This is a genomic window from Vibrio sp. E150_011 (assembly GCF_053544015.1).
In genome coordinates this window covers 332429-353705 of record NZ_JBHFOL010000004.1, presented here as the reverse complement: position 1 = coordinate 353705, position 21277 = coordinate 332429, and the positions used below count along the sequence as shown (strand labels likewise).

General features: G+C 46.1%; 10 protein-coding genes. 3 read left to right on the top strand and 7 right to left on the bottom strand.

Annotated elements, in window-relative coordinates; translation table 11 throughout:
- Positions 1 to 5 precede the first annotated feature (5 nt).
- Positions 6 to 11999: a VCBS domain-containing protein gene (locus ACE1OE_RS09885; RefSeq protein WP_449210920.1), complete on the top strand. Its 11994-nt coding sequence runs from the start codon at positions 6 to 8 to the stop codon at positions 11997 to 11999.
- Positions 12000 to 12089: 90 nt separating this feature from the next.
- Here the strand turns inward: ACE1OE_RS09885 and sstT are convergent, their stop codons facing one another.
- The 6 genes from sstT to ACE1OE_RS09855 all read right to left on the bottom strand — a co-directional run bounded on the left by sstT (position 12090) and on the right by ACE1OE_RS09855 (position 18571).
- Positions 12090 to 13307, bottom strand: coding sequence for a serine/threonine transporter SstT (sstT, locus tag ACE1OE_RS09880; protein ID WP_102468133.1), 1218 nt, complete (start codon positions 13305 to 13307; stop codon positions 12090 to 12092).
- A 229-nt stretch (positions 13308 to 13536) separates the two neighbouring features.
- A complete protein-coding gene (gene rsgA / locus ACE1OE_RS09875) occupies positions 13537 to 14592 on the bottom strand; it encodes a ribosome small subunit-dependent GTPase A (RefSeq protein WP_449210906.1) in 1056 nt (351 codons plus the stop codon).
- Between the two features lie 390 nt (positions 14593 to 14982).
- Positions 14983 to 15441 carry a copper chaperone PCu(A)C gene (locus tag ACE1OE_RS09870; protein ID WP_102468130.1) on the bottom strand — a complete coding sequence of 153 codons (459 nt, stop codon included), beginning with the start codon at positions 15439 to 15441 and terminating at the stop codon, positions 14983 to 14985.
- A 29-nt stretch (positions 15442 to 15470) separates the two neighbouring features.
- The gene (locus ACE1OE_RS09865; protein ID WP_449210905.1) at positions 15471 to 16082 is read right to left on the bottom strand and encodes an SCO family protein; all 612 of its coding nucleotides are present in this window, start codon (positions 16080 to 16082) and stop codon (positions 15471 to 15473) included.
- Positions 16079 to 16501, bottom strand: coding sequence for a hypothetical protein (locus ACE1OE_RS09860; protein ID WP_449210904.1), 423 nt, complete (start codon positions 16499 to 16501; stop codon positions 16079 to 16081). The genes ACE1OE_RS09865 and ACE1OE_RS09860 overlap by 4 nt, the downstream gene beginning before the upstream one ends.
- Positions 16502 to 16720: 219 nt before the next feature.
- Positions 16721 to 18571: an ABC transporter ATP-binding protein gene (locus ACE1OE_RS09855; protein WP_102468127.1), complete on the bottom strand. Its 1851-nt coding sequence runs from the start codon at positions 18569 to 18571 to the stop codon at positions 16721 to 16723.
- Between the two features lie 499 nt (positions 18572 to 19070).
- On the opposite strand from ACE1OE_RS09855, the gene ACE1OE_RS09850 reads away from it, so the two are divergent.
- Both ACE1OE_RS09850 and ACE1OE_RS09845 read left to right on the top strand, forming a co-directional pair.
- Positions 19071 to 20066, top strand: a complete 996-nt coding sequence (locus ACE1OE_RS09850; protein ID WP_449210903.1) for an arginine deiminase-related protein — start codon at positions 19071 to 19073, stop codon at positions 20064 to 20066.
- Between the two features lie 537 nt (positions 20067 to 20603).
- Positions 20604 to 20789 carry a hypothetical protein gene (locus ACE1OE_RS09845; protein ID WP_102468126.1) on the top strand — a complete coding sequence of 62 codons (186 nt, stop codon included), beginning with the start codon at positions 20604 to 20606 and terminating at the stop codon, positions 20787 to 20789.
- A 78-nt stretch (positions 20790 to 20867) separates the two neighbouring features.
- Here ACE1OE_RS09845 and ACE1OE_RS09840 read toward each other — a convergent pair whose 3' ends face one another.
- Complete coding sequence (locus ACE1OE_RS09840) at positions 20868 to 21242, bottom strand: YybH family protein (RefSeq protein ID WP_102468125.1); 375 nt, start codon at positions 21240 to 21242, stop codon at positions 20868 to 20870.
- Positions 21243 to 21277 lie beyond the last annotated feature (35 nt).

Here is a 21277-nt window from a genome sequence, read left to right as displayed (position 1 = left end):
GAGTCGTGAACAGCCTTGAAGGGGTTCAAGAGCTGGGTGACGGTGAGACTCGAATAGAGCGCTTTGAAGTCACCTCGATTGATGGCACGAAGACAGAAGTTATCGAAGTGACCATTCAAGGCACCAACGATGCACCTGTAATTGGCGGACTAGATACCGGCGCTGTCATTGAAGATACCGCAGTTGATGCGGGCAAGCTGATCGATAAAGGTTTCTTAAGCATTAGCGATACCGATCAAGATGAAGCAAAGTTTGTCTCAGGTTTGGCCTCGCCGATTAATGATAGTGATGGATTTACACCTGTGGGTGAAATCATCATTGAGCCAAGCGGAGCATGGACTTATAAAGTCGATAATGCGGACCCATCTGTGCAAGGGCTGTCAGCTGGTGAGACAAGGACGGAAACATTCCGCGTAGCAAGTGAAGACGGGACAACTCACGATATCGTGATCACCATTACTGGCACCGATGATGAGCCTGTTATAGGGGGGACGTCATACGGTGAAGCAACTGAGGACAAGCAGACGCAAATCGATGGTGCTGGCAATTTGTTCTTTAATAGCCAAGCCACGATAAGTGATGCCGATGTAGATGAAGGGGCATTCGATCCTACGTCGGTTACCCCACTAGTCGGTAACTTTACAGATGGCTCGTTAACAATTGACGCTGCTGGTAATTGGTCCTATCTCATCCCTAATACCAGTGACAACGTTCAAGGGTTGGCATTAGACGAAAGAGCGACCCAAACCTTTACCGTCAAAACACTTGATGGTACAGAGCATACTATCGTCGTTGATATTGTGGGCGTAAATGATGCCTCTGTTCTTATCAGTGATCCAAGCCAAGCGGTGGGTGACGTTAAAGAAAACGACGCAATAGTTGAGTTGACAGACAATGGCGTTCTCCAGTTGCAAGATACCGATGGCAGCGATGAGCAAGTCTTCCAAACGGATCCAAGCTCAATTACGTCCGTGAGTGAGCTTGACGGTGCAACAACAGAAGCGCTAGGTACGCTGACAATCAATGCATTGGGTGAGTGGGATTATTCTATCGCCAATGCTTATGTTGAATACCTAGGCGAAGGTGATAAGGCAACAGAAACCTTTACTGTGCTGTCTAAAGATGGCACAGAACATACCGTCACGATTACCATTGAAGGAACAAACGATACACCGACGATTGTTAGCGGCACATTTGTAGAAGGCACCGAAGATCAGGGCTTAGTTGGCGACGATATTAAAGTGGAAGGCCATCTTGTTATCGACGACCCAGACGCGGGAGAGAATACCTTCCAAGCTGGAGTGGGTACCGCGAACGCAGGTAATTCGCTAGGAGGAGTGCTTTCGATTGCAGTGGATGGCAGTTGGACATATTTGGTCGACAATCAACAAGCGTTGATTCAGTCACTAGATGTTGGTGACTCTCTGACCGAGACCTTTACGGTTCAGAGTGTTGATGGCACAACAATGGAGATCGAAGTTCAGATCAATGGTGCTGAAGATAATACCGTCATCACCAATTACACCCAAGGTAGCGTTAAAGAAGAAGATTCGACACCAACTTTGTCTCATGTTGGTGCTCTTACCATTAGTGATGCTGATACTGCAGAAGACAGATTTGATACCACTCGCGTTGATCGGCTAACCAATAGTGACGGCGTTACCTCTTTAGGGGCGGTCACTATTACCTCATCTGGTACTTGGACTTACACGATCGATAACAGCCTGACGAGTGTTCAGGAACTAGGTGTGGGGGACAGCTTTACAGAGCGCTTCCGTGTGTATTCGATCGATGGGACGACGTCGCAAATTGTGGAAGTGGTCGTCAACGGTACGAATGATGGTGCATCAATATCAGGAACTGAAACAGGCTCGGTAACGGAAGATGTGACTCTCGTGGGAAGCAACCTTCAAGAAACGGGCAACCTGCAAGTGAGCGACGTGGATACGGGTGAGAATATTTTCTCGACTGCGGTGACGAAGGTATCGGATGTAAATGATGGTCTACCACTAGGAAGTGTCACCATTACTTCGGATGGCAGTTGGACTTATGTTGTCGATAAAGATAACGCGACAGTCCAAGCTTTAGGTGTGGGTGAAACGAGAACAGAGCGCTTCCAAGTGGTCTCAACCGATGGGACTGCAACAGAAGAGATCGTCATCACTATTCATGGAACCAATGATATTCCTACGGTAGCGGGCACTAGCGTAAAACAAGGCAGTGTGGTTGAAGATTCTGATCCAATTCCTACCGCAACAGGTCAGCTCGCACCTAGTGATATTGATACGAATGATACCCACTCTTGGGGCATTATTAGCGGATCTGACGTTGTCGGCGTGGCAGATGGTACCTACGGAAGTCTATCTCTTGATTCTGGTTCAGGGGTATGGACGTATTCTTTGGTTAATAGTGCTGCGAACCATCTACAAGCGGGTGAAAAAACGTACGAATACTTCCAGGTTCGAGTGTCGGATGGAAATGGAGGCTTTGGTTTTGAAACCGTCACGATTGAAATCGAAGGAACAAATGATGCTCCTTCCATCTCTGGTGATAATTCTGGGGTAGTGATTGAAGACGGTGGTGCACTGAGTGTTGCTAAAGGCAACCTTGAGGTGGCCGATGATGATATTAAAGATACTCATGAATGGAATGTCGTTGAGAGTGATGGGCGTTATGGTTCGCTGACAGTCAACGATGACGGCGAGTGGACGTACACTCTAGACCAGGATAAAGCCAACTTTATGGAAGAAGGGGTCATTTATGCTGAAGACCCATTTACTATTACTGTGGACGATGGGTTTGGTGGCACAGATAGCTATACTGTTAACGTGAATGTCCAAGGTAATAATGATGCCCCAGATATTCGCGATGTGAATCAGATACGTATTACTGAAGATACTGGCAACCAATTTAGGCAAGGGCGATTGTTCGACCAAGACCCGGATGAAAATGAAGACCACACTTGGACTATATTGGATGCCAATGGTAATCCACTAGCGATAGAGAATGGCGTCGCCGTTGGTGTTTACGGCAATATGTCATTAGTAGAAAACCCGAGTAATGGTCGTATTTTCTGGCGTTATGATTTGCAAGTTACCGATGACCAAAAAGACAGCACTCAAGCATTAGAGCGTGGTCAGCGTGATTTTGAAACCTTCACCATTCAAGTGACAGACAAATACGGCGCGACCGATACCCAAGTACTGCAAGTTCGCGTGACGGGTACCAATGATCAACCACAAATAGAAGGAACAGTGGAAGGCACGGTAACGGAAGATGCTTTCCCGAATGGTGATACGTCGGCTGATATCGTCACTTCTGGTACCTTGCAACCGGGAGATGTGGATACAAACGATAAACACACCTGGTCAATTGACACAAATACTGGTGACTACGGAACTATCGTTATTACGTCAGACCCAATCACTGGGGAAGCCACGTGGACCTACACGCTAAACAATAATAACCCCGCGGTTCAAGCACTTCGAGATAGCACAGAGACTTTAACTGAAACTTTTGTTGTTAAGGTTATTGATAACTCGCGGAATGGCAATCCAAATTCAGACCAGATTGATACTCAAGAAATTAAGGTGATAATTGAGGGCTCCAATGATGCCCCTATCCTCAGCGGAGAGTTAGCAGGTAGCGTGATTGAGCCTGTTGATAAAGATCCTGATACAGAGGTGACAGCCACAGGCGCACTTGCCGTCTCTGATAAAGATGCAACGGATACTCATTCCTTTAGCGTGGACTCGGTTAACGTTGATGAAACTGATCCTAACCAAGGCGAGTTTGGTTCTTTGACCGTCGATGCTAATGGGGTTTGGACTTATGTACTTAACAACGCGCTTGATGCGACAAAAGCGATTCCACCGGGCGAGACAGTTACTGATTCGTTTACGGTAACGGTGACGGATGCTGGAGGGTTAACCAGCGAAGTAATAGTGAATGTTTCGGTTGCGGGTACCAACAATGACCCAGCCATCTCTGCTTCGAATATGTACAGCGTAGTCGAAGATGGTGATGCGCTTGAAGGTCGATTTGTTAAGGGAACGCCAACCGCAGATGAACTCGCCAACGGAGATATCGGAACCGGTGATTTGGACCGTGGTGATGATGCCACTTGGAATGTCGTCCGTGATGGACAATACGGTAGTTTTACGGTGAATGCTGATGGTACATGGACCTATACCTTATACACCCTTGCCGATGTCAGCGCAGACCCTAGTAAGCGCGATGCTTACAATGTAGTCAACGCTTTGGCAGAAGGGGAGTCGTTACCTAGCGGTGATACTGTTGAGCTCCGTGTGACAGATGAGTTTGGGATGACGTCCACGGAAGTACTTAATATTGACATTATTGGTGCTAACGATGCACCGGTGATTGGTGGCCTGAACAAAAACTTCGCAGAAGACAATCTAGAAAATGGTGTTTATCAAACGTCAGGCCAGCTCACCGATGGCGATGTTGACACAACGGATGACACGCATATGTGGACATTGGTTGATGCGAACAATGGATTGGGGAATTACGGGGTATTGGTTCTAAATGAAGATGGTTCGTGGACTTACCAAGTGGACCCAACGAAGTACGATGAAATCCAAGCGTTGAATCCAGAATTTAATCAGAAATTTACTGATACCTTTGAAGTTAAGGTCACTGATGGGTTTGGTGGAACAGCAACCGATACGGTTACTATCAATATTACAGCAAATAACGATATCCCAGAAGTGACAGGAGGTTTAGAAGGCGCCTATACGGAAGACGACGGCGGCGTTGTTGAAGGACAGATGATCATCACGGACCTTGATACTGGCGTCGCTGGAGATACGAGCGATGATGATACTCCAGCTTTCTTAGCAAGAACATATACAGGCACCTTTGGGACACTTGTCGTTGATGTCGATGGTAAGTGGACATACACACCGGATGATACGTTGCTTCAACCGCTAGCTGAAGGTGAGAAAGGGCAAGACAGTTTTGTCGTGCTCGCTCGAGATGACAACGGCGCGACTATTACCGAAGAGCTTGTCGTCGAACTGACTGGTAATAATGATGTCCCTACGGTAGTGGGTGATAATTCAGGCTCCGTTATTGAGGATGGCACAGAGGAGATATTTGGAAGCGATTTAACAACCACCCAAGGTCAACTTTTTGCCGAGGATATTGATAATAATAGTCCTCCTCGAAACTGGAGCATTGTTGGTGGCACGAATGGAAATGATGATGCCACAGGTGAAGGCACCTATGGCACGCTAAGCCTAGATAATAATGGTAAGTGGGTTTATGTACTTAATAATGGTAGCAGTGCGGTACAAGACTTAGATTTTGGAGAGCAAGTCACTGAAACCTTTAAGGTAGTGGTTACCGACAATATTACGGATGTTGAAACTAATACCCCAGGCGTGTCAGACGAATTTACCATCACTATTGATATATTTGGTCAAGACGAAAACGGCGGAGGTGGCGGTGGCGGTGGTTCAGTTGCTCTTACTGCGGAAGTCACAGAAGATACTGTCTTGCAAGATGGCGATGACATTAGTGATTATACGAATGCTGCGATTAATCAAAACTCCATTCAGCCGATATCGGGTGGGTTCTTCGGTGAATTAATCGTTGATCCAAATGATCAGAAAAGCTGGCTCTACGAACTTGATAATAATTCTCCTTTAGTTCAGATGTTAGATGAAGGTGATGAAGTCAATGAGGTTTGGAGTTTCAAGGCTGGAAACGAAACGTTTGTCGTGACAGTGAAAATCACTGGTACCGCAGATAAGCCAGAAATATTTTTTGGTGACACGGAGCTTGTTGACGATACCGTCATTGGTGAAGTTACAGACAACCTTATCACCAGTACTTCTGGGCGACTGACAGCCGAAGACGCTGACTCTGATGAGCAATTTACGTGGAGTATCTTTGAATCTGGAACGTTAACTGGGGGTAATACTGCGACGGGTCAGCATGGTCAACTAGTTATCGATCAAGATACAGGGGAATGGACGTATCAGCTCAATCCAGGCTTCAATTTGCCAGTTGGAGAAACACTTGACGAAACGTTTACAGTGAGAGTCACGGATACAGATGTAGCGGCAGGAACAGAAGTTCTAGATGGAACAAAAACATACGATGAACATGAAGTTAAAATCCGAATCGTCGGTACCGCTCAAAATGTAGACAACCCAATCGATCAAGACGTACCGCTTATCGTTGCTCGCGTGAGCGCGACTGAAGACGATAATGTTGCTGACTCCCAGCCGGATACCGTTGTTTCAACTGGCACACTATCGGTTGATGATATTGTTGATTCAGACAACAACGATGTAGATATTGCACTTGGCGACACGATTACCTGGACTCTCATTGATGGCTCAAGCCCATACGGTTCGATGGTAGTTGACGAAAATACAGGCGCTTGGACGTTTACGTTAGATAACGATAGCAATGCAGTTCAGAGCTTACGCGAAGGTGAGATGGTGAGTGATACCTTCGAAGTCTACGCGATAGACCAATATGGTAAAACAGTCGTGGACGATAACGGCGTGCCGCAAACCTTGCAGATTATTGTCGATGTGACGGGCTTAAATGATGCGCCAGTGGCGTCATCGTTTGTGGAAAGTTTGATTGTCGAGACGGATACCGGTGGCACGTCGCCGCTACTTGATGGCCAGTTAACAGTCAACGATATTGATGATGGTGATTCACATAGCTGGGCTGATTTACAACCCGTTACGGCAAATCCTGATTATGGTTCGTTGGTCGTTAATAGTGATGGTACTTACCATTTTGAGCTCACGACGACATATGGTCCTAATGGGGATGAGCCGCACCCTGATATCGTGGCGTTGAATGAAGGTGAACAGCTCTCTCAACAGTGGACGGTCACTGTCTCTGATGGCGCGGGCGCGACCGCGACACAGACGCTCAACCTAAATCTTGTCGGAACGAATGAACTTCCAGAAATCACAACGACAACGTCAGCGGCTGATAACTCGATATCAGAACCGTTAACCGGTGATGTCGACCAAACCCCAAGTATTGTCCGTGATATTACTTTGAGCGATGCCGATAATGCAGGCGCGTTAGGTGATAATGTCACTTTACAGGCGGCTGACTTGAATGGGACATACGGGCAATTTGTTGTTGACCCAGCTACTGCAACGTGGAGCTACCAGCTTTACGATCAGCCACACGTTAATGCCCTTGCTGAAGGGGTTAAAGTCACGGAAACATTCGTTATTCGTGCAACGGATGAGTATGGCGCTGAAGTGATAACAAGCGTAGAAATCGAGGTTGTTGGAACGAACGACCAACCGTCACTAGAAGGCAAGGTCATCGGTACGGTTGTTGATTCTCCTAATGATTCGGTTACCGGACAGTTGGTAGTGTCTGACCCTGATATCGGCGATAGCCATACTTTTGCGTTTGTAGAAGAAGATAGCTCTCTTGGTACGTTCACTATTGATAACGCGGGTAACTGGGAATTTACTATCGATAGTGACAGTGAAGTGGTCAACAATTTGCCGAAAGGCGAAACGATGCAAACGACTATTTCTGTGACGACCACAGATTTGGGTGGTAGCGGGCTAACCAGTGAAACGAAAGACATTGTGATCACGATTGTGGGTACCAATGATGCACCAGCAATTAAAGATGTTGATGTCCAACAATTAACTGAAAATGTGACCACTACGCTGACAGGGCAGTTTGATAGTGGCGATCTCGATAATAACGCTGACGGTGCCGATGGCAGTCGTGCCGAAGACCAGGGAGCGACAGATTCTGATGACCAAACCTGGGAAGTGGTCGATGGAGACGACAGAGGTACGCTGACCGTGAATGCGTCAACAGGTGCGTGGGCGTTTGAGTTAGTCGACCCATTTGAAGAACTTTCTAACGGTGAAACGCTGGACACACCGCTTCAGTACACCGTAAAAGTGACCGATGAATTTGGTTTGTCCTCTGAGAAAGTGATTGAGTTCCAAGTGACGGGGACCAATGATGCACCGACCATTGTGGTGGGAGAAACCAATGTTGTTGGGACTGTCTCTGAGGATCCGACGGGCTCTGAAGTCGATGTCGTTGGTGGTGTGATCACTATTGAAGACATTGACGCGAGTGACACGCACAGCTATAGCTTAGCGAGTGATAGTGTCGTCACCGAAATTGATGGCTTATATGGAACATTAAAACTGGTGAGTGGAGATACGCCAGATAGCGTTAAATGGGAGTATGTGGTCGACCAAGCGAAAGCCGATGCGCTTAATGAAGGCCCACAAACAGAAGTATTTGATGTGTATGTGGAAAGTTTGGTGAACGGTGTCGGTCAAGGTGACACTATCACACAAACTATCAACGTAACCGTTGAAGGCAGTAATGATGCCGCTATGGTCGACGTCGGTGACGTCACCATTGTGGAATCAGATGCAGTGCTCTCTACGGGCGGTCAGCTCAGTGCAACCGATGTCGACAATACGGATGATATTTTTATTCCGCAAGCTGATGTGAGCGGTAGTTACGGAGTATTCAACCTGGGTACTGATGGTACGTGGAGCTACACCACCACGACGGCAATGAACCAGTTGGCGCAAGGAGAGGAAGCCACGGAGGTCTTTAATGTGGCCTCTGAAGATGGCACGCCTTCGACGGTGACGGTGACAATAACGGGTACTAACGATGCTCCGGTCATTGAGTCAGGAAATTCTACCACCACAGGCACTGCATTTGAGAACGCCACAGAAGGCAATGATTTTGTTGCTGGCAATGTGAATTTCTCTGATTTAGATACGACCGATACGCACCGAGTGAGCTTAACCGAATCAGGCACCACGACCTCCGTTGATGGCACTTACGGTACATTGGTCTTGGTGGCTGGTGATAACGCTAAAGATGTGCGTTGGGAATATCAATTGGATGCCACGAAAGCCGCGGCGTTAGGTGATGTTAGTGTCCAAGAAAACTTTACCGTGTTTGTCGAGAGCATTCATGATGGTCAGCCTCAAGGTGATTTTGTTTCGCAACCAATTATCGTGACGGTCGATGGTTTCAATGATACTCCGGTTGTAACAACGCCAGATAGCGAAGTGCTAGGAAGTGTAGTCGAAGACAGTGGCCCACTCACTGCAACCGGGACATTAACGTCAACGGATGCTGAGTCTGAAATGGTCACTTACTCATTTGATACCGCGCAACAATCGCAATACGGATCATTCGAGGTGACCAGCGCCGGTGTATGGACATACACGTTGGACTCCGAGGATAGCAAAGCACTCAATGCAGGTAACGTCACGGAAACCTTTAGTGTGACGTTGACTGATAGTGATGGGAATTCGACGACAGAAGACATCACAATTACGTTTACAGGAAATAATGATACGCCAATTATTACTTCTACCGATGCTGATCGAGCGGGTAGTGTGGAAGAAGACAATGGACTAGCCTCCGTCGCAACCGGTCAGCTTTCTGCTACGGATAGTGAATCGGAAACCATTACCTACCAGCATACTTCTGGCAGCGCTCAGTATGGGGTGTTTAGTATCAATGCATCTGGTGGTTGGACGTATACTCTGGACCCAGACTTAAGTCAGGGTCTCGATGATACAGGGGCTGTTGAGTCGTTCGTTGTCACCCTGACTGATGGCACCAATACCACAACAGAAACGGTGAATGTTTCTATCCAAGGGTCTAATGATGGTCCTGTCGTTGATGTCCTTAGCTCAACCGTTACTGGAACCGCTTATGAGAACAGCAGTGAAGGTGCTGGGTTTGTTGCTGGTAATGTGATGTTCTCCGATGCGGATGCTAATGATACTCACCGTGTTAGTTTATCTTCGACAGGAACCACCACCACGCTGGTTGGTGCATACGGTAAGCTAGAGTTAATCTCTGGTGCAGACGCTAACGATGTTCGCTGGGAATACACACTCGACCCAGATAAAGCCGCGCTACTCGGTGATGTGGTTGTTCAAGAGAACTTTGATGTCTTTGTTGAAAGTATTCAAGGCTCAACGTTGCAAGGTGATACCGTCTCACAACCAATCACAGTAATGATTGATGGCTTTAACGATACGCCTGTAGTGACCACTCCAATGGGTCAAGATGAAGGGGCTGTCGTTGAAGATGGGAGCCCACTGTCTGTGACCGGAACGTTGACCTCAACGGATGCGGAATTAGAGACGATCACCTACAGCTTTGACCCTGCTCAGCAATCTCAATATGGCACATTTGCAATCACAAGTGCGGGTGTTTGGACTTATAACTTGAGTGCAGATGATAGCCAGGCGCTGAACACGGGTAATATCACGGAAACTTTTGCAGTGACGTTGACGGACAGTGATGGTAATTCAACAATAGAAGATGTGACCATCACGTTAACGGGTGAAAATGATGCGCCTATTATCACGTCAACTCTCTCAGATCGTGCGGGCAGTGTAGAGGAAGATAATAGCTCGGCATCCGTCGCGACAGGCCAACTATCGGCAACAGACAGCGAATCTGAAACCGTGAGCTACCAGCTAACATCGGGTACGCCGCAATACGGCACATTCAGTATCTCGGCGGCAGGAGCCTGGACATACACCTTGGATCCTGTGCTGAGTCAAGCGCTTGTTGATGCTGGTGCGGTCGAGTCCTTTGAGATCACATTGACCGACGGAACGAACTCATTAACTGAAACCGTAAACATTAATATTCAAGGTCACGATGATGACGTTGATATCACAGGCGACTTTGTCGGTGATGTTCAGGAAGGAACGCTTGAAGAGGTTGATGGAACGGTTACTGCGAATGATATAGATGGACCCGCGACAACGATGCGCTTGCAAAATCCAACGCTTCCACAAAGTGGTGATGCATTTGAGCGAACGGGCAGTTACGGTCGATTATCGTTTAACGCAGCAACAGGAGCATGGATATATGTTCTGCTAACCGACAAAGCCTTGCCAGCATTTGGTGAGACAGAAACCGATAGTTTTACGGTTGAAGTTCTGCAACAAAATGACGCTGGTCAGCTAGTGGTCACTGGTACTCAAACGATTAATATTGCGGTTGCTGGTAATAATGTCGTGAGCGGTGAAAGTGATATGAGTGATTTGCTTGCCGCGACCAGTGATGATGAATGGCTATTTGGCAATGATTACACATCTAGTGGCGATATCACTGCAGACGCTAATGCTCGCGATAGCTTTGTTTGGGAAAGTGCGACTTTAGGTGGCGCAGACATTATCAAAGATTTTGATACCAAGCACACAGGTCCTGTGGCGGCATCGAACTTTGATAGTGTTGACTTGAAAAATGTCCAGTTCTCAGATGCGTCTCGCCTTGATGAACAACTGTTGGTGACAGAAGACTCAGGCAATACAGTACTGACGATTAATGGTGTGCAAACAATCACCCTCGAGGGCGTCACGTTAGAAGGTCTGCTTGATATGGACCGCAGTGATATCGATGCGCTGTCCAATGCTGAGTTAATTGTTGCACTTCACGAGACTGGCCAGTTGTTACTGCCGAGTGAAGGCGGCAGTTCACAAGTTAAAGTCGGAGATGCTTCAGACGACAGCATAGTCGGCACCGCCGGTAGTGACATTATCTTTGGTGGCGGCGGAAACGACATCTTAACAGGAGGAGACGGGCATGATCTGTTCTTGTTTACCGAAGATTCGGCGGGCACTGATCAAAGCCCTGCGACGACAACCGTGACGGATTTCCACATTGGTGATGATCTGTTGGATATCTCTGACTTGTTACCGGCCCACAACAGCCTAGGTGATTTGCTAGGGAATATTACCGTAACCGTCAATGATGATGTTAACAATGACAGTGATGCAACCAGCACCGTCATTAGTGTGACAAAAGGGAATGAACAAACGGACATTACACTAGAAGGGGTAGGGTGGAGCGACTTGGGTATTTCTGATGCTAACGTCATCAATAATCAAGCGAGTCATCAAACCGATCTCATTAACCAATTGGACACACTCAATATCATTAAGGTCGATTTATAACGCCTGAATGAGCAGTATGAAAAAAGGCGGTACATCAAATGATGTACCGCCTTTTTTATTATGTTTTAACTATTTTATGTGATTGAACAATCAACCTAATTTTTGCTGTTCTGCTTTACAAACCGCAGCCGTAAACACAACATCAGTTGAGCTGTTCAGCGCTGTCTCAGCAGAATCTTGAATCACACCAATGATAAAGCCAACCGCAACGACCTGCATTGCTACGTCGTTTGAAATACCGAATAGGCCACAAGCCAGTGGAATCAGTAGCAACGAACCACCAGCAACGCCTGATGCACCACATGCAGAAACGGCAGCAACCACACTGAGTAGCACGGCTGTCAATAGATCAACCTCAATGCCCATCGTATGCACCGCAGCTAACGTAAGTACAGTAATCGTAATTGCCGCACCCGCCATGTTGATCGTCGCGCCTAGTGGAATAGAAACAGAGTATGTATCTTCGTCCAACTTTAGTTTTTCACATAACGCCATGTTAACTGGAATGTTAGCGGCGCTTGAGCGAGTAAAGAACGCAGTGACGCCACTTTCACGTAGGCATTGAAAAACCAGTGGGTATGGGTTTTGTTTTGTTTTCACGTAAACAATGATTGGGTTCACGATAAGCGCAATGATGGCCATTGAAGACAGCAGAACGAACAGTAGTTTCGCGTAGCCAGCCAATGCTGAGAAGCCTGTTGTTGCGAACGTAGCAGCAACAAGACCAAATATACCAAAAGGTGCTAGACGAATAATAAAGCGAACAATTTGAGATACGCCGTGGCTCAGATCTTCGAAAACGGCTTTCGTTGTATCTGAAGCATGGTGTAATGCAATACCTAATCCGACAGCCCAAGCGAGGATACCGATGTAGTTCGCATTCATGAGTGCGCTGACTGGGTTATCAACAAGCTTAAATAACAGTGTGTGAAGTACTTCAGCAATGCCTTGAGGCGGTGTTGCTCCTTCAGCACCTGCAACGAGCGTTAGCTCAACAGGGAAAAGAAAGCTTAATAGCACGGCAGTTAACGCTGCGGTGAACGTGCCAATGAGATATAACACCACAATTGGACGCATGTGTGTGGTTTGATTTTTCTTTTGGTTGGCAATGGAAGCGGCCACAAGAATGAAGACTAAAATGGGAGCAACGGCTTTTAACGCTCCCACAAATAAGCCACCCAACATGCCAAAACTTTGCGCAGTTGCTGGAGAAGCAACCGCTAGGATGACACCAAAAACGATACCCGCGAGGATCTGGAGAACCAGATTGCCATTGGCATAACGGGCCAACAAGCTAGAGTTCTGCATTTTTTTACCTTTATAGTTGTTTTATATGAATGTGTGTTTGCGCTTGTTATATTATCGTTGCGAATATATGTGTCCAGTTCTAATTTGTTTGTGGTGTAAAATAGTGCGACATGTTTTATTGTGTAGGTTTTAATGTTGCAAATTGGTTGCAAATAAGAATATAAAAAAGACCCTAGTAAATAGAGTCTTTTAGAAGTGAAAGGGGGTTTATTTGAAGGCTAATCGATAATCAATAACCTTTTTTTCGACCTCGACTTTCAGTTTGAACGGAGCGGATGAACTTGCCAAATTGTTTATCGGTGCTGCGTCTCTCTGCTAGCGAAGCGCTATTATGAGCTTGCTCGCGAAGCAGTTTGTAATAATTATCCAATCGTCTTGTCTCGATAGTCCCAGCTTCCAATGCCTGTCGAACAGCACATCCAGGCTCGTTGTTATGCTGGCAATCACTGAACCGACACTGAGTGATCAGCGCTTCAACGTCGCTAAAGGTTTCGGCTAGCCCGTCTTCACTTGCGGTGAGTTGAATCTCTCTCATCCCTGGAGTGTCGAGAAGCAACCCGCCGTCCATCATTTTGTGAATTGAACGAGACGTTGTGGTATGGCGTCCCTTACTATCATCTTCGCGAATGCCGCCGGTCGCTTGAGCTTGAGTCGCCATTAAACTATTAACGAGTGTAGACTTACCCACGCCTGAAGAGCCCATAAAGGCAACCGTTTGGCCGTTTCCACACCAAGATTTTAATCCGTTTAAGGTAGCGCTATCGAGTGCATTCACCATTTCGATCATCAGAAATGCATCTAAAGCTTGGACCTGCTGGCGTTTTTCGTTGGCATCGTCGCAAATATCGGCCTTCGTTAGCACGATAACGGCTTCTGCTTGCGATTCGTTGACTAACGTCAGATAGCGTTCAATTCGGCTTAGATTAAAATCATCGTTGAGAGAGCAGACAATAAACACGGTATCTACATTGGCCGCGATATACTGTTCTTCAATCTTTGACCCTGGTGCTTTGCGGCTGAATAACGATTTTCGCTCTAATGCGCGAAGAAAACGTTGGTCCTCATGAAGTAAAATCCAGTCACCAACCGTCATCGTTGGGTGTTGTGAGTGATGTTCCATGTGGAATTCTTCGTCTTCGGCACAGACGATGTAACCACTACGGTGGTGCGCGATCACGCGCCCAATCACAATACCTTCGTATTCATCAAGGGTAAGCTGCTGTTGAAAAAAGGACTTCCAACCAAGTTCATTAAGAGAAATAGGGTGGGTAAAAATAGAATTCATTGCTAGTACCTAAAATATTACATTTTTTAAATTTAAATAGGGTCAGGTACTTACATGTGTAAGTGTGTGCGTTCAGCACATAAACCCCGGATGTTAAACACCGGGCAAACAGAGAAGGCTACAAACAAAAAGGTGCAACTGTCGTTGCCACTTAAAGCGTCATTGCTGCCAGAGTTGCCGGGTGGCGGTGTAATACAATCATTTTGTTCTCCTTTTTGGGTCGTTTTGGTGATTCTAACATCATCCTCAAGAGCGTTCATGCTCAAAATCTTGATGTAGCATTGATGCGGTATCGATGGAGAAGGTGCAGCGTGCAGTGATGGAAATTAAAAAGCGCATCTAAGTATGCGCTTTTTAATTTTATACGTGTGACTATGTTACTCGTTAGAATCAATGATGCGCATGCTTCATTTTACTCATACCCGCCATTACTTTCTTCACTGGAACCGTGACAACTTGCACTTCACCGTTTGCAAAGGTGAGTTCTACATCAATGGTTTGGGTTTCTTTCAATGGCTCGTTTATATTTAGCAGCATGATATGCAGGCCACCTGGTTTTAACATCACGTGCCCGTCTGCGGGAATTTCAATGCTTTTAACCTGACGCATTTGCATAACTTCACCGTCCATCACTACATCATGAAGCTCAACTACCTCTGATGCTTGTGAATTGGCTTTCACTAACGTTCGTACTGTGTCACTGGTGTTTTCAATAGTTGCAAAAACGGCACTGGTGGTCGCATTTGGTGCGGTCGCGCGTGCGTAAGCGTCTGTGACATCAATGGCGGCATTGGCAAAAGACAAGGGTGCAAGAGCAATGAGAGCGAATAGTGTTTTGTTGAGCTTCATGTTGATTCCGATTCTTTTTGTTGTGTTATCTATCCCTGATTATTCAGCCTTTTAATCGCCTCAATAATAGGAGCAGGAGTAAGAGTGTGCGGCACCTTTTCAATCAGGGTGCCATCTGGTTTTAGAAAGTAGAAATACGAACTGTGATCGAGCGTGTAGTCGAGCTTGGAGCCTTCCAGTTCGGTTTTTCGAAATATGACGCCATATCGATGAGCAAGTGGTTTGGTCGTCTCAAGCGGTGCGGATAGACCCTCAATCATCGGATGAAAATAATGCGCGTATTCAGCAGACGCAGAAGCCGCGTCGCGTTCTGGGTCTAGCGAGATAAATAACGGACGAATATTGGCTTTAGCAGTGTCATCAATTTGGTTGAGAGCACCAGCAAGCATAGCAAGCGACGTCGGACAGACATCTGGGCAGCGAGTAAAGCCAAAGTAAACGATTCGAGTTCGCGGATCTTGTTGGTCGAAAATGGCCACGGGCTGCTCATCTTCGCCAAACAAAATGGCATGGTCGGTTTCAGCAAGCAGGCGTTGGGCGTCGTCTTGCTTCTGTGCTTTGTCGTGTTGTTGCAAGTACAGATTAGCTCCTAGCCCAATGGAAAACGCGCCAATAAGTAGTAGAATCCATTTTTTATTCATCGTGTCATCCTAACCGCGGCTTGTACCGATTTATCCCCATTTTCGATAGTGCCATACCAAGTCATACTGTCTTCAGTACAGACGGGTAACACAATCTCACCTTGGTAAACATCGGGTTTAATCATTTCTAGTTGGTACTTGGCCATGCCCATGTCCATTTCTTTGCCTTGCAGGGAAACCATGAGGCTTTCCGCATCGGCTTCTGGCCAAAACACCTGAACTTGGACTGGTATTAATGGATGGGCTCGGTCTTTACTGAGCTGAATCTTAACGCCATCCTGTTCGCAAATCTTGGTCGATAGCATGCAATACTCAGTCAAATCAACATGGTTATCTTGAGCTTTATTGAGAAGATTTGGCAGCACAAAGCCAGCACCAAGTGCCAGCGCGACAAACGAGAACTTTACTTTGTTGTTCAAATTGTTATCAACTCAGCAGGGAAACGTAAGCGCATCGTAACATAATCTCAAGAGGGCGCTGTGCGGTTTACCTAATAGTGTGGCTTTTATACCGAAATTTGCTGGCTTCATAGTATTTTGCTGGCTTCATAGTATAAAGCCAGCATACATGGCAAACAGAAAGGAGAGGATAACTAAAAGCTATAGGTCGTTTACCTCTTGGTGGTCTGATGCTAAAGATTATGCGACGTTGCCGTCGTTATCTTCGTCATAAATAAAACCGCCGGTTTGATGTGCCCAGAGTTGCGCATATACCCCTTTTTGAGCGATCAACTCTTGATGTGTACCTTCTTCCAGCACTTGTCCTTGATCTAATACGATTAAGCGATCCATTGCTGCGATGGTCGATAATCGGTGAGCAATTGCGATCACGGTTTTACCTTCCATCAGTTCGTTGAGGCTCTCTTGAATAGCCGCTTCTACTTCGGAATCGAGAGCGGATGTTGCCTCGTCCAAGATTAGTATCGGTGCATTTTTTAATAGTACGCGGGAAATCGCTACTCGTTGGCGTTGCCCCCCTGATAGCTTCACACCGCGCTCGCCGACTTGTGCATCATAACCTGTATTACCAAATGGGTCCGTGAGGGTGTCGATAAACTCGTCGGCATGGGCTTGCTTCGTTGCGGCGTAAAGATCCGCGTCTGAGGCATCTGGCCTGCCATACATGATGTTATCGCGGATCGAACGGTGCAATAGAGAGGTATCTTGCGTCACCATACCAATCTTGCTGCGCAGCGAATCTTGTGTGACGTCAGAGATGGTTTGACCATCGATACGAATTCGGCCGCCCTCGACGTCGTGGAAACGAAGCAGAAGGTTTACAAGTGTTGACTTCCCTGCACCGGAGCGACCAACCAATCCTACTTTTTCACCCGGTTTGATATTAAGGTTTAGGTTGCTAATGACGCCTTTATTTTCGCCGTAATGGAAACTGACATCATCGAATTCGATGCCTCCTTTATCCACCACAATCGGCTTTGCGTTAGGCTTATCTTGAATTGCAATTGGTTTCGACATGGTTTTAATACCGTCAACGACGGTGCCCATATTCTCAAATAGTGCACCGACTTCCCACATGATCCACATCGACATGCCATTGATACGCAAAGCTAAACTGATAGCAATCGCAATCGCACCAATACTGATGGCACTGTCCATCCACAAATAAATAGAGATACCCGCAATGGAGAACAATAGGATGTAGTTAGCAAGTTGCACACAAACATCAAACCCAGTCACCAAGCGCATTTGTCGATGTACGGTATCGAGGAATCCATCCATGCCTTCTTTAGCATATTCGGTCTCTCTTCTACTATGAGAGAAGAGTTTGACGGTAGATATATTGGTGTAACTGTCTACGATACGGCCGGTCATCAAAGAGCGAGAGTCTGCTTGTTCTGCCGCCACTTTTTTAAGTTTTGGGACAAAGTAAAGCTGAATACCAATATAAGCGAACAGCCAAAATAGCATTGGAAGCATGAGCCAAAGGTCGGCTTGAGCCAAGATAAACAGCATAGAGGTGAAGTACACCATGACATAAACGAAGACGTCAGCCGTCTTCATTACCGTCTCGCGAACGGCTAATGCGGTTTGCATGACTTTAGTGGCGACTCTACCGGCAAAATCATCTTGGTAAAAGGACAGGCTTTGCTTGAGCAAATAGCGATGCATTTGCCAACGAATAGACATAGGATAGTTGCCAAGCAGCGTTTGGTGTGTCAGTAACGAATAAACCAAAATAAGTGCAGGCATGACAAGCAGAATCACCAGTCCAACCCAAAATAGAGTAGAGCCATTTTCTGCCATAAAGGTTTCGGGAGTACTGGCTGTCAGCAAATCGACCAGCTTACCCATGAAGCTAAATAAGGCCACCTCAATAATGGCGACGGTCGTACTCAGCAGCGCCATAATAATTAATGGCTTTTCAAAGCCACGAGTAAAGTGTCGGCAAAAAGCAATAATACCCTCAGGCGGTTGATTGGGATCCGGTTCTGGGAAGGCTTTTGTGAATGATTCAAAGCGTTTAAACATGGTTCACCTAGGTGTTGTCAGTGCGGAATGAGCACTCTTAAAGTAGCGAGGAGGCGTCTTTGGTCGCAATCGAAAACGTCTCCCTATAAGCAATGTTTATTGATTGTTTTTATTGACTATTTACATGGTGAAGATTCCGTTTCGCAGAGAAGGTGACGCAGACCAGCGTGGCATTGGGCGCGCAACTAAGTGTATAGCTTTCGACCAAATGGCTCAAGTGATGTCATAAACTTTGTTAAACACCAGGCGATACCTGTTAATAATAAGGCAGTGTTTGTTAACGTAAAAATAATTAATTTGACTTATCCCCCTTCACCCTAAATCTGACCTTTTCCTGAGTTTTGTGGATATTCAGTGAATATTGCTGAATATTTTGACTCACAAAGGTAATAGTTGGTCTTTATGATCTTAATTAATCTGTAATTCAGTTATTTTGTGATTAACATTTTAATTACAATTCAAAAATTGTTGATGAAGTTAGTAGATGAGTGGGATCAATATGAATCAAGGAACCGCTATAAACCTGAAGTGGCACCGTCAGTCTCAACCGTTAAACACGGTACAAAACGCAACCTGTGTAGTCATGGTTCCACCTAAGGAATTTGGTTTTAATGCTGAAACCGCACAGGATAACGAATTTCAGCAGTCGTTAACTTTAGACGCCAACACGGTGAAAGCACAAGCGATGGGTGAGTACATGGCTATGGTTGCATCACTTCGTAAGGTTGGTGTGCAAGTTGTCGAGTTTGATTACCCGCAGGGTGATCAAGAGACGCCGGATGCGGTTTTCCCAAATAACTGGTTCAGCACCACTCAAGACGGGGTGTTCTATACGTTTCCAATGGCCTGCAAAAATAGGCAGTATGAGGTTCGCCCTGACGCCTTAATAGAGCATTTGCGAGCGGCGGGAAGAACTGTTGTGTCTACGGATTCGCTGGAGAAGTATGCCAAGCAGAGTGCTTTTTTAGAAAGTACGGGCGTCATGGTCAAAGATCATGTCAATCGAACGATCTACGCTGCATTATCTCAACGCTGTGAGAGAGAGGCCTTAGAGGATTACGCGAAACGTATTGGTTATCATCGTGTGGTGTCGTTTCAGACTGCGTTACCATCAGGACAACCGATTTATCACACGAATGTAATGATGGCGATTGGTGAGCACTTTGCTGTTATTTGCGCGGACCTCATTCCAGAATATGAGCGACGGTTTGTCATTAAGTCACTCGCGAAATCCAAGCAAGTGATAACGATTAGCGAACAGCAGATGAACCAGTTTTGTGGCAATATTTTACAGTTGGAAACCGTGAATGGGAACAAGGTGATTGCGATGTCGCAGTCGGCGTTCAACGCATTTACTCCCGCGCAGAGGCAACAATTAAGTACTCATGGCAAATTGTTAGCGTTTGATGTTTCGACCATAGAAACCATCGGAGGCGGGAGTGTGCGGTGTATGTTGGGGGAAGTATTTTTGCCAACAAGGGCTCAATCGTTATAGCAAGACGGCTCTGAGAATAGTTTAATTGCTAAGCGATGATTAACCAAAGCGACGTAGCATTGAATGTTGCTTTGGTTTTAAAAATGAACAATAAAGACGCTCGAAGCTTAATAACCCAGGGGGCTCGCAAGCTTTACCACGGTTTTTTGATAAGTGTTGCACAAACGTTCGCCTGAGCACCGCTATCCATCGTCGCGCTTGCGTTCGTCTCAACTAATAAAACGCGATGAATACAACACTTCCCACCATAATGATACCGTTCCCTAATTTGCTTATTGCTAGGTCTAAATAGTCGTAGATTCGCTTTGAGTGTTGGTCTTAATCGGCGGATCAAAGAGGAATTAAGCGAGGTGCTGATTTAAGTTTTATCCTTATTTTTTAAAAGGTTAAGTGTCAATACTGAGATTTTTATCACGAATTGACGGTGTAAATGTGACATTTGTTCGATTTTGATCAATTGTTTAACATCTAAGCCAAAGGTTTATACACTAGACCGCTGGAGTGCACCAAAGATAATAAACCGAAGTGAATAGGGATATGATGCTTAAGATTGTGACGGTAGTACTCGTAAGTGCAGGGGTGGTCGTTGGCGCGAAATACAGCAATGAGGTGAACAGAGTGCTCGATATTGATGGGTACGCGAATGTTGTTGATCAAGTACTGGAAAGCCGCACTGTCATTGAGGAGTGGGGGGAGGAGCTTGTTGGCATGTTTGATCGGTAGATAGAACCAGCAAAAGTTTAACGAGACTCTTTTGCTGGTAATACAATACGAGATTCACTGTCTGAAATGAACTTGTTATTATCGTTCGCCTTGTACTTCAAAATCATCGCTGTCTAGGCGAGCAAGGCCATCTTGTCCTACGACCCAAAGCTCTCTATGGACAACACCAAAAGCCTTGTTCATTGTCCATTTTGACGTTAGAACATAGCCATTATCACCATGGGCTTCCCATTGTGTTTCCGTGTAATCCACGTCTTTAAATCCCTGATCCATGATGTTTTGCCAGAAAGCTTGAATCGCATCCCTCCCTTCAAAGGTGCCAAATGGACGAGCTTGCATGACACAGTGTTGGTTATATTGTTCAGCACATCCTTGCGCATCTTGAGTGTTGAATGCTTGTTTCCAGCGTGCAATACCTTGCTTACATGCGTCGAGTACTTGATTATCTGACATGGTGATTCCTCAATAAGATGTCTGAATACGGGGGG

What these genes read in the sequence shown, in the direction of transcription:
- ACE1OE_RS09870 (WP_102468130.1), bottom strand. Translation starts at nt 15,441, where the DNA reads ATGAAGCTCAACAAAACACTATTCGCTCTCATTGCTCTTGCACCCTTG.
- ACE1OE_RS09840 (WP_102468125.1), bottom strand. Translation starts at nt 21,242, where the DNA reads ATGTCAGATAATCAAGTACTCGACGCATGTAAGCAAGGTATTGCACGC.
- ACE1OE_RS09855 (WP_102468127.1), bottom strand. Translation starts at nt 18,571, where the DNA reads ATGTTTAAACGCTTTGAATCATTCACAAAAGCCTTCCCAGAACCGGAT.
- sstT (WP_102468133.1), bottom strand. Translation starts at nt 13,307, where the DNA reads ATGCAGAACTCTAGCTTGTTGGCCCGTTATGCCAATGGCAATCTGGTT.
- ACE1OE_RS09845 (WP_102468126.1), top strand. Translation starts at nt 20,604, where the DNA reads ATGATGCTTAAGATTGTGACGGTAGTACTCGTAAGTGCAGGGGTGGTC.
- rsgA (WP_449210906.1), bottom strand. Translation starts at nt 14,592, where the DNA reads ATGAATTCTATTTTTACCCACCCTATTTCTCTTAATGAACTTGGTTGG.
- ACE1OE_RS09865 (WP_449210905.1), bottom strand. Translation starts at nt 16,082, where the DNA reads ATGAATAAAAAATGGATTCTACTACTTATTGGCGCGTTTTCCATTGGG.
- ACE1OE_RS09850 (WP_449210903.1), top strand. Translation starts at nt 19,071, where the DNA reads ATGAATCAAGGAACCGCTATAAACCTGAAGTGGCACCGTCAGTCTCAA.